6 protein-coding genes are annotated in these 10,451 nt (G+C 65.0%); 3 read left to right on the forward strand and 3 right to left on the reverse strand.

The genetic code is table 11. From position 1 onward, the window contains the following. The first annotated feature begins 129 nt into the window (after window positions 1-129). Window positions 130-2,826, forward strand: coding sequence for a phosphoenolpyruvate carboxylase (gene ppc, locus NDI86_RS19410; RefSeq protein ID WP_310901993.1), 2,697 nt, complete (start codon window positions 130-132; stop codon window positions 2,824-2,826). A 75-nt stretch (window positions 2,827-2,901) separates the two neighbouring features. After that, window positions 2,902-3,354, forward strand: a complete 453-nt coding sequence (locus NDI86_RS19415; protein WP_310901994.1) for a universal stress protein — start codon at window positions 2,902-2,904, stop codon at window positions 3,352-3,354. Window positions 3,355-3,520: 166 nt separating this feature from the next. Here the strand turns inward: NDI86_RS19415 and NDI86_RS19420 are convergent, their stop codons facing one another. The 3 genes from NDI86_RS19420 to glpA are packed head-to-tail and all read right to left on the reverse strand — an operon-like array spanning window position 3,521 to window position 7,882. Beyond that, window positions 3,521-4,891, reverse strand: a complete 1,371-nt coding sequence (locus tag NDI86_RS19420; RefSeq protein WP_310901995.1) for an anaerobic glycerol-3-phosphate dehydrogenase subunit C — start codon at window positions 4,889-4,891, stop codon at window positions 3,521-3,523. Continuing rightward, entirely contained in the window at window positions 4,888-6,162 is a 1,275-nt protein-coding gene (gene glpB, locus NDI86_RS19425) for a glycerol-3-phosphate dehydrogenase subunit GlpB (RefSeq protein ID WP_310902002.1), read from the reverse strand. The genes NDI86_RS19420 and glpB overlap by 4 nt, the downstream gene beginning before the upstream one ends. Next, entirely contained in the window at window positions 6,152-7,882 is a 1,731-nt protein-coding gene (gene glpA, locus NDI86_RS19430) for an anaerobic glycerol-3-phosphate dehydrogenase subunit GlpA (protein ID WP_310901996.1), read from the reverse strand. Before glpA ends, glpB begins: the two co-directional genes overlap by 11 nt. Before the next feature lie 912 nt (window positions 7,883-8,794). Between glpA and glpK the strand changes: the two genes are divergently transcribed. Then, on the forward strand, window positions 8,795-10,327 hold the full coding sequence (gene glpK, locus NDI86_RS19435; protein ID WP_310901997.1) for a glycerol kinase GlpK: 1,533 nt from the start codon (window positions 8,795-8,797) through the stop codon (window positions 10,325-10,327). Window positions 10,328-10,451: the final 124 nt, after the last annotated feature.

Raw genomic sequence — 10,451 nt, forward strand, 5'->3', positions numbered from 1 at the left:
CACTCACGGCGGAAAATTAAACCTCGTAGACAAGTTGTACAAACGGTTCTATCACGAACTACCACAGGGAACGGCGACGCGCCTCCCCGATTCAATAGTGTTTTAGGTTTCGGATATGGAGAGACTGGTATGACTTTGCACGCCAGAGAGATAAACCAAGACGTCCGCGAGCTTGGTGAGCTCCTGGGCGACGTTCTCGAGGCGCAATCTTCGACCGAAGCGTTCGAAATCGTCGAGCGGACTCGACTTTCCTCTATCGAGTACCGTCGCGGCGACGCAGACACCCGCGCGGAGGTAACTCGCACGCTCGACCGGCTCAATCCCGAGATGCAGGATATCGTCGCTCGGGCCTTCACCACCTACTTCGAACTCATCAACCTCGCCGAGGAGCGCGAGCGGGTCCGGGAGACCCGCGAAGGGAGTCAGGCGGGCATCCTGGCCGACAGCGTCGAGGAGGCCATCGACGAACTCGCCGAGCGGGACGCCGACGCCGCGGAACTGGAGGAGGTACTCGACGACGTGCTCATCCAACCGACCTTCACCGCCCACCCGACCGAGGCCCGCCGAAAGACGGTCAAGGCGAAACTCCGCTCGGTCGCACAGGACCTGGAGATGCTCGACGAGCGCCGGCTCACCGACCGCGAGGAGGCCCGGGTCGAACGGGACCTCGCCTCGGAGGTCACCAGCCTCTGGCAGACCCCGCAGGTGCGGGACCGCCGACCGGAAGTGACCGACGAGGCGCTCAACGTCCAGTGGTACCTCGAGAACGTCCTCTTCGAGGTCATCGACGAGGTGTACGACGAACTCGAGAACGCCATCGACGAACGCTACGACGAGGACGTCGACGTCCCCAAGCTCTACGAGTTCCGCTCGTGGGCCGGGTCGGACCGCGACGGCAACCCCTTCGTCACGCCGGAGGTCACCGAGGAGACCCTGGAGCGACAGCGAGACACCATCCTCCCGCTGTACCGGAACAAGCTCAAGGAGCTCTCCGGCGTCCTCAGCCAGGACGCCTCGAACATCACGACCGACGCCACCTTCGACGAGCGCCTCTCCGAACACAAGACCCGTCTCCCCGGCGTCGCGGCGGAGGCCGAGGAGCGCTACCCCGACGAGCCCTACCGTCAGAAGCTCAAGCTGATGCGCGAGTCCGTCCTCCGTGTCAACGACGTGCGACAGGGCGGCTACGACGGCCCGGACGAACTGCTGAAGGACCTCCGGACCATCGCCGCCAGCCTGCGGGACAACAACGCCGCGGTCGTCGCCGAGGCCCACGTCGACCCGCTCATCCGGAAGGTCGACACCTTCGGTTTCTCGCTCGCCAGCCTCGACCTCCGGGACCACCGCAAGATGCACACCGACGCCATCGCCGAGGCGGTGGACCGACAGGGCATCGACTACGCCGGGATGGACGAGGACGAACGCGTCGAGTTCCTGACCGACGCCATCACGCAGGAAAGCCAGGTCATCGATATGGCGGACACGACGGGCCTGTCGGACGACTCGACCCGCGTGCTGCGGCGGTTCCGCGAGACCGCCGACTGGCAAAACGAGTTCGGCGTCGACGCCATCGACACCTACGCCATCTCCTGGTGTGAGGAGCCCAGCCACGTCCTCGAGGTCCTGTTCCTCGCCGACCAGGTCGGCATCGTCGACCTGCCCGGCTACTGCGGGCTGGACATCGTCCCGCTGCTGGAATCGGAGTACGCTCTCTCTGGCGCCCGGCGCATCATGGGGACGCTGTTCGAGAACGAGGCCTACGAGATGGCCCTGGAGGCCCGCAACGGCGTCCAGGAGATTATGCTCGGCTATTCGGATTCCAACAAGGAGAACGGCTTCCTGGCCGCGAACTGGTCGCTGTACAACAACCAGAAGCGCCTGGCCGACATCACGAACGACTTCGACGTGGAGATGCGCCTGTTCCACGGCCGCGGGGGCTCTATCTCCCGCGGCGGCGGCCCGATGAACGACGCGATGCTCGCACTGCCAAACGAGACGGTGACCGGCCAGATCAAGTTCACCGAGCAGGGCGAGGCCATCGCCGAGAAGTACGCCAACCACGACATCGCCGAGCGCAACTTAGAGCAGATGCTCAACGCGCAGGTACGGGCCCGGCACAACGCCATGGAGGACCCCGTCGAGGAGATTCCCGACGAGTGGCGCGAGGCGATGGAGACGGCCGCACCCGCCGCCCGACAGGAGTACCAGGACCTCCTGCAGACCGAGGGGTTCGTCGACTACTTCGAGCAGGCAACCCCCATCACCGTCATCGAAAACTTGAACATGGGCTCGCGGCCCGCCTCCCGCAGCGAGGACCGCAGCGTCGAGGACCTCCGGGCCATCCCGTGGGTGTTCTCCTGGACCCAGGCCCGCTGTATCATCCCCGGCTGGTACTCCATCGCCACCGGGCTGAACGCCTACCTCGACGACGGCGGCGACGTCGAGACGCTCCGGGAGATGTACGAGGAGTGGCCGTTCTTCCGGACGAAGATCGACAACGCCTCGCTGGCGCTCGCCCGCACGGACTTTGGCATCGCCGAGGAGTACGCCGACCTCGCCGACGACGACCTCCGCGAGCGCATCTTCCCGCGGCTCAGAGAGGAGTACGAGGAGACCGTCGACCTCGTCCTCGATATCACGCAGCGCGATGGGCTGCTCTCCCGCGAGTGGCTGGAGGAGAACCTCGAACGCCGGAACCCCTACGTCGACCCGCTGAACCTGCTGCAGGTCCGCCTGCTCGCTCAGTCCCACCTCACTGAGACGGAGAAGCGGACCCTTCGACTGACAGTTCAGGGCATCGCCGCCGGGATGAAGAACACCGGCTAACAGTCGGGCTAAACCGTTTACAACAGCCGTTGTTTCTATCGAAGGATTTAGGCTCCGGTAGGTTGCATACCATGTATGGCACTGGAAACTGTCTTGCTCGCGGTCGGCCCTAACGACGCGAGCCGTATCGAGGAACTCGCGGAGACCGTCGTCGATATCGCCGGCCCGGCCGGGGCCGACGTGGTCGTCGCACACGTGTTCACCGACGACGAGTACGAGACGGTCGTGGACCGACTGGAGTTCTCGGCCGTCGCCGAGGCGGACCCGGACGAAGTCGCGGACCGGCACGCGACCGTCCGAGACCTGCGCGAGATACTCGACGAGGCCGATATCGAGACGAGCGTCCGCGGCGCCGTCGGCGACCACGGCGAAGAAATCGTCGCCCTCGCCGGCATGACCCGCGCGGACCTCGTCGTCGTCGGCGGCCGCAAGCGCTCGCCGACGGGCAAGGCCGTCTTCGGCTCGGTCGCCCAGGAGGTCATGCTCGAGGCCCCGTGCCCCGTGACCTTCGTCCGCGGGGACGACTGACGCCGACCACCAAGACCCCTCGTGTCGCCGTCCGGCGACACACAACTGTGTTCTCCCCTTCGTTCGAACCACCGACGAGCAGCGGCTACCTCACGTACCCGTATCGGTCGAAGACGGCGGTCGCCGTCGCTACCGGGCCGGCGAAACGGGAAAAACGGTCAGGCGGTCAGTTCACGATGGCGGCTTCCAGCAGTTCGAGCGGGTGGCGAATCTCGTAGCCGGTACCGTGTTCCATCTGCATCGCGCAGGTCGGACACTCCGTCATGCCGACCTCGCCCTCGGCGTGGTCCATGTGTTCGAACATCTCCTCACCGATGTCCATGGACTTCTCGTATTTCTCTTCTTTCCAGCCGTAGGTGCCGGAGATACCCGAGCAGGACTCGCCGACGTCCTCGATGCCGGCCCCGTCGAGGTCGCGGAACAGCTCGACGGACTGGCGTTCCAGCCCCTGATTGCGGGCGTGACACGGCGCGTGGTAGGCGAACTCCTCGGCCAGTTCGCCGGAGACGTTGGCCTCCTTGACGTCCTCCTTGACGTCCTCGTGGATGCGCAGGTACTCGACGGCCTCGAAGGTGTTCGAGGACACCTTCTCGATGCCGTCGATGTCGAACAGCTCGGGGTACTCCTGGCGCAGCGCCATCGAACACGACGTACACGAGGCGATGGCGTCGTACCCCTGGTCGACGAGGTCGGACATCGAGGAGACGTTGACCTCGGCGTGGCGACGGGCGTCCTTGAGCATCCCGTTTGCGAACATCGGCGTTCCGGAGCACTTCTGCTCGGGGGCGACGACCTCGTAGCCGTAGTGTTCGTAGACGCGGACCATCGCCTTGGCGACGTCGACGGTGTTGTAGTTGGAGTAACAGCCGTGGAAGTACGCCACCTTCTTGTCGGCGTCGCGGTCCAGGCCCAGTTCTTCACGGCGCTGCTGGGCGTTGCGCCGGGAGGCGTCGGCCCCGCCGCGTTCGGCCCACCACTCGCGGAACGTCTGGGGGGCGAAGTCGGGGAACTCGCGCTCTTTCGTGACGCCAAGGGTCTTCTCCATGAGCCAGCGGGCCGGGCCGAAGTTCATCCCCCAACTGGCGAGTCGGGGCACCTTGCTGGCGATAGACGCGGAGAGCCGGTAGTTCGAGAGGATGCGGTTACGCCAGTACTCGACGTCCGTCTTCGACATCTGGTTCTCGACGTACTCCCCGCGGGCCGTGTTGTGCATCTGGGACAGGGGGACGCCCGACGGGCAGGCGTTGTCACAGCGCATGCAGTTCGAACACGACATCACGGAGTCGTCTATCTCGTAGTCGTCGTCGGTCTGTTTGAGCCGCCACTGCTCGGGGCCCTGGAACTTCGGGCCGGGGAAGCTGTCGTCGACCTCCGCGACCGGACAGTTCGTATCACACACCGAGCACTTGAAACAGGAGTCGGCGCCCGGTCGCAGGTCGAAGTCGTTGCTGTCGGGGAAGACGTCGACGGGCTCGAAGTCCTCGCCCGTGTTCGGTTCGACTGGGTCGAAGTCTGTTGGGGATTGTGCGTCGCTCATCGTGCCTCCGCTGCTGCGTTCTCGCCCGCCACGTAGCCTGTCGCAATCGACACTCCGCTACCGGATTTCTCGGCCTGGAAGTCGTAGCCGCCCAGCACCGACCCGGCGGCTCTGAGGTTGTCGAACTGCACCTCGTCGTCGCCGGTCAGCGGCCGGAGCGTCGAGTCGGTCTCGACGCCGAAACTGGCGAAGGGGTGCTCGCCGAAGACGTCGCCGTCGAACCACTCGTAGCGGTCCTCGCCGTGTTCGACGTGACAGTCGAATATCGGCTCGTACACCGATTCCCGGTTCGACTCGATGCCCTTGCCGACCAGCCCGCCCGTCGCGAGGACGTACTGGTCGGCGCTGTTGGGGATGCGGGCGCCGTTCTTCTCGATGTACACCGTCTCTATACGGTCGCCGTCGGCGTCGAAGTCGACGACGGGGTTGCCCGTCTCGAAGCTCGCGCCGGCCTCGTCTAAGGCCTCGAAGAGGGCGTCCTCCAGGCGGAGGCCCGGCAGCGACGGCGGCCCCATCGGGACCTCGAAGACGTCGGCGCCGATTCGGTCCTCCAGTGCCGCCCGAACGGCGTCCGTGTGGTCGTCACCGAGGATGGCCGGGAAGCCGACCCGCTCCTCTTTCTCGCGGACGGTGTTGACCCGCTCGGCAAGCGCGTCGCGCGCGCCCTTCTTGCGGCCACGGACCGCGACCTCACCGTTGGTGTCTAACAGCTTGGCGTAGCGAGTTATCTTCGCGTCGGCCTGCAGGTCGCCCGGGAACTTGATGGTCTCGCCGCGGACGTCGAAGGGGACGCCGGCGGCCTCCAGGTGGGCGGCGACGTGTGGCGCGTCGAAGTCGACCATCGACTCGATGCCGACCAGCAACACGTCGCGGTCGTCGCTCGCGAGACCGGCGGCGGCCCCGGTCGGGTAGCGAGCCGTGGGTTTGACCGTCCCGCCGTGGGTCGGCACCAGGGCGTTCGTGTCCGTGTGGTCGCCCCGGTAGTCGGTCACCTCGTCGAACAGCGACATCGACTCCCGGACCGTCTCGACCCCGACCGTCTGGTAGGGGTGGGCGTCGTGCAGGTCGGACATCGCGGCGTAGGGGTCGGTCACCGGCCCCTCGCCGTCTGGGGTGTACCCCAGCAGGTCCACCAGGCCGGACGCGTGGCGCAGCGAACTCTGCTTGTAGGAGACCAGGCGCACGTCCGCGCCCTCGCGTGTGGCCTTGAGTGCGCTGGTCAGCCCGGCGAGGCCGCCGCCGATGACCAGTACGTCCGATTCAATTGCCATCGCGTCGTCCCCCATCTGCCGCCACGTCCGCAGTCCCCGACGTCTCGCCCGCTCGCACGCCGCTGTCGAAGGCGGCGAAGTCGACCGGCTCCCCGTCGGCCGGGTCCCTGTCCCGGTTCTGGGTGGTCGCGTGCAGCGCGTAGTTCAGCGCCGCCTGCGAGAGTTGGTCGCCCCAGAGGGCGTGGCGCTGGCCCTTCCAGCGCTCCTGAAGCAGTTCGTCCCACGCGTCGCGGGCGATGGTCTCGTCGTACTCGCCGTGGAGTTCACTCGCCAGCCGGCTACAGCAGAAGCCGCCCTGGCAGTTCCCCATCGACGCGCGAGTCCGGATGCGGACCGCGTTGAGGTCGGAGCCGGACTGCTCGATAGCGTCCTGTACTTCGGCGCGGGTGACGCCCTCGCAGTGACAGACCGTCGGGTTCGGGTCGCTGGTCTTGAGCACCTCGTCGGCCCGTGAGCCGAGCCGTTCGACGCTGCGGCGGCCGATGGGCGAGGTGAGACCGAACTCGTCCATGTAGTCCCGCAGGACCGAGAAGTCCTCGCTGCCCGGCAGGGGCTCGTCGGCCGTGCGACACTCGGCGTCGATACCGAACTTGGCACAGACGTGGTCGGATATCTCCTCGCCCATCATCCGGTAGGTCGTGAACTTCCCGCCGACGATGGAGGTCATCCCCTGCAGGTCGTCCCGTTCGTCGTGGTCCAGCAGGAAGTAGTCACGTGTGATGTCCGTCGGGTCGTCGCTACCGACGTCCGGGGGCTCGTACAGCGGGCGAACGCCCCAGAACGAGCGGATGGTGCGGGCCTCCTCGAGCATCGGGACGAGCTCTTTGAGGGTGTCTATCATCATGTCGACCTCCCAGCCCTCCTCCGGGTAGTCCTCGGGGTCCTCGACCTCCTCGTCGGTCGTCCCCAGGATGGCGGTCGTCTCGTGAGGGACGACGATGTCGGCGTCGCCCTTGGGCCGGCAGCGGTTGATGACCGTGTCGACCTGTCGGATGTTCATGATGGTCATCACGCCCTTGGACGGTCGGACGGCGATGTCGACGCCGGCCATGTCACCGATGCGGCCGGCCCACGCGCCCGTCGCGTTGACGACGTAGTCGGCGCGAATCTCCTCGGTACCGCCCTCTTTCCCGTGGATGCGCTTGCCCTCGCCGGAGGCGTGTTCGACTTCCAGGCCCACGACTTCGTCGTCCTCGATGATGAGGTCCGTCACCTTCGAGTGGGTCTCGATGCGGGCGCCGTGTTCCTCGGCGCTCGCGGCGTTGGCGACCACGAGTCGGAAGGGGTCGATGGCGCCGTCGGGCACCGAAATCGCCTTGTCGACGTCTTTCGCCAGGTGCGGTTCCATGGCGCGGGCCTCCTCGCCGGAGATGACCTCCGCCGGGATGCCACACTCCTTGCAGCCGTCGAGTTTCTTCTGGAAGTACTCCTCGGAGTCCTCGGGCCGTTTGACGAACAGGCCACCGGTCATCTCGACGCAGTGGCTCGCGATGTCCCGCAGGACGCGGTTCTCCTCGATGCACTCGGTCGCGCTCGCCTGGTCCGAGACGGCGTACCGGCCCCCGCTGTGGAGGAGCCCGTGCATTCGACCTGTCGTTCCGTGTGTCAGGTTACCTTGCTCGACCAGCGTGACATCCAGACCCCGCATGGCGAGGTCCCGGGCGATGCCGATACCGGTCGAACCGCCGCCGATGACGGCGATGTGTGGTGTCTGTGCCATCTGTTATACCTCGGCTTTGGCTCGCATACACTTTATTTTACCGCTAAACAGGGGTCCGCCAGTAAATTTTATTGGTAATCATGAATGTTAATCCGGCCCAAGGTTGGCGATACGCCGAGGCGGAAAGTTGGCTAGCCGTCCAGTTGACGGCGAAAAAACTGGGTGTCCCTGCCACGTCGCGTGCAGGCAGACGCGTCTCGCACCCGCACGTAAAGAAGGGACAGAGAGCTATCGGACGTGAGAGACTGTCAGTAAACTCGGCGGGACGGGGCCGACCCGGAACAGCGAGGCATCCGGTAGCGGCTACGCACACCATTTGTTCTTTATCATCGCGCATGCGTGTGCAAGCGTCGAGTCAGAAATACGAACGGGGTAGATGGCACATACTCCCGGCCGTCGACCGACCCCCCGACCACGCGCCCGGGAAACGAACGGCCGCTCACGCGCGGGCCGGAACTGTCCGGGGTCGCGCCGGACGCAAATCCGACGTTCGGTGTTCAATAATTCCACCTCGGAAGTTACAATCGAGATGGTAGATCCGCGGTCTCCCCAACATTGTTCACGAAAACACGACGAACACGGTTTATCATATATTTTACTGGCCCTGTGCATATCCAGCGCCCGGACGGCAAGTTTGTCCGCAATATCCGCCGCTGGAGGCGCGTCGACCGCGCCAAAGCACCCACCGCGCGTAGAGAAATAGTTCAATCAGCGGACAGATGAGCGTAATAATCTCGGTTAAGATATCCTTAATCTCCAGAAAACCCGCCCGACAGAGCCTCTGTGCTGGTTTTTCTCATTTTTTACTACCTCTCCGATGGCAGCAGTAATCTTTATAATGATTCACTATATTGTTTACTCTCAAGGCGGGGTCTTGGATAAACAAGGTCCGCCCAACGGAGAACACACACAATGGCAGACACATACGTCGGTGCGATAGACCAGGGGACGACTGGCACCCGCTTTATGGTATTCGACCACAGCGGGCAGGTCGTCGCGAACGCCTACGAGAAGCACGAACAGATTTACCCGGAGCCCGGCTGGGTCGAGCACGACCCGATGGAGATCTGGGAGAACACCAAAGACGTCGTCACGACCGGTCTCGACGAGGCCGACCTCGACGCGGAGCAGCTCGAGGCTATCGGCATCACGAACCAGCGTGAGACCACGATCGTGTGGGACAAGGAGACCGGCAAGCCTGTCCACAACGCGCTCGTCTGGCAGGACCGCCGAACCACCGACCGCGTCGAAGAGATTCAGGAAGCGGGCAAGGTCGAGTGGATTCGCGAGAAGACCGGTCTCGAATGCGACGCGTACTTCTCGGCGACCAAGACCGAGTGGATTCTCGACAACGCCGAGCCCCTGAAGATGGAAGCCTCCCGCGGCGAGGACGTTCGCACACGGGCCGAAAACGGCGAACTCCTCATGGGGACCATCGACACGTGGGTTATCTACAACCTGACCGGCAACCACATCACGGACGTCTCGAACGCGTCGCGGACGATGCTGTACAACATCCGCGACCTGGAGTGGGACGACGAGCTCCTCGAAGAGTTCAACGTGCCCAAGTCCATGGTGCCGGAAGTCCGACCGTCCTCCGACGAGAACACCTACGGCAGCACGGACGCCGACGGCTTCCTGGGCGCCGAAGTGCCGGTCGCGGGCGCGCTGGGTGACCAGCAGGCCGCGATGTTCGGCCAGACCTGTTTCGACGAGGGTGACGCGAAGAACACCTACGGTACCGGTTCGTTCTACCTGATGAACACGGGTACCGACGCCGTCGAGTCCGACCACGGCCTGCTGACCACCATCGGCTTCCAGATGTCCGGTGAGCCGGTCCAGTACGCCCTCGAGGGCGCCATCTTCATCACCGGCGCCGCCATCGAGTGGCTCGAAGACGTCGACCTCATCAACAACGCCGCCCAGACCGCGGAACTGGCCCGCTCGGTCGACTCGACCGACGGCGTCTACATGGTCCCGGCCTTCACCGGCCTGGGTGCGCCCCACTGGGACGGCCGCGCTCGCGGTACCATCGTCGGCATGACGCGTGGTACCCGCAAAGAGCACATCGTACGTGCCACCCTCGAGTCCATCGCCTACCAGACCCGCGACGTCGCGGAAGCGATGGAAGCCGACTCCGGCGTCGAGACGACGACGCTCCGAGTCGACGGTGGTGCGGTCAAGAACAACTTCCTCTGCCAGCTCCAGTCCGACATCATCCAGACGGACATCGCGCGACCTGAAGTCGACGAGACCACGGCGCTCGGTTCCGCCTACGCCGCCGGCCTCGCCGTCGGCTACTGGGACACCGTCGACGAGCTGCGCGACAACTGGCAGATCGACCGCGAGTTCAGCCCCGAGAAGTCCGCCGAAGAGGTCGACAAGCTCTACAGCCGCTGGGACGACGCCGTCGAGAAGTCCCTCGACTGGGCACAGGAGGAATAACAGATGGTGGACCCAGTACTACTGCAAATCGACGCGCTCGGCGGCCGAACGGCCGTGGAGTTCGTCTACTGGCTCATCGCCGCCTTCGCGGGTGGCTGCTTCGGCGCGGCCATCGGCGCGCTCC

The sequence above is a fragment of the Haloarcula onubensis genome, from assembly GCF_031624605.1.
Taxonomy (GTDB): Archaea; Halobacteriota; Halobacteria; order Halobacteriales; family Haloarculaceae; genus Haloarcula; species Haloarcula onubensis.

Bases quoted from the DNA above. Each gene is read 5' to 3' on its own strand.
- ppc (WP_310901993.1), top strand. From the start codon at position 130: ATGACTTTGCACGCCAGAGAGATAAACCAAGACGTCCGCGAGCTTGGT.
- NDI86_RS19415 (WP_310901994.1), top strand. From the start codon at position 2,902: ATGGCACTGGAAACTGTCTTGCTCGCGGTCGGCCCTAACGACGCGAGC.
- NDI86_RS19420 (WP_310901995.1), bottom strand. From the start codon at position 4,891: ATGAGCGACGCACAATCCCCAACAGACTTCGACCCAGTCGAACCGAAC.
- glpB (WP_310902002.1), bottom strand. From the start codon at position 6,162: ATGGCAATTGAATCGGACGTACTGGTCATCGGCGGCGGCCTCGCCGGG.
- glpA (WP_310901996.1), bottom strand. From the start codon at position 7,882: ATGGCACAGACACCACACATCGCCGTCATCGGCGGCGGTTCGACCGGT.
- glpK (WP_310901997.1), top strand. From the start codon at position 8,795: ATGGCAGACACATACGTCGGTGCGATAGACCAGGGGACGACTGGCACC.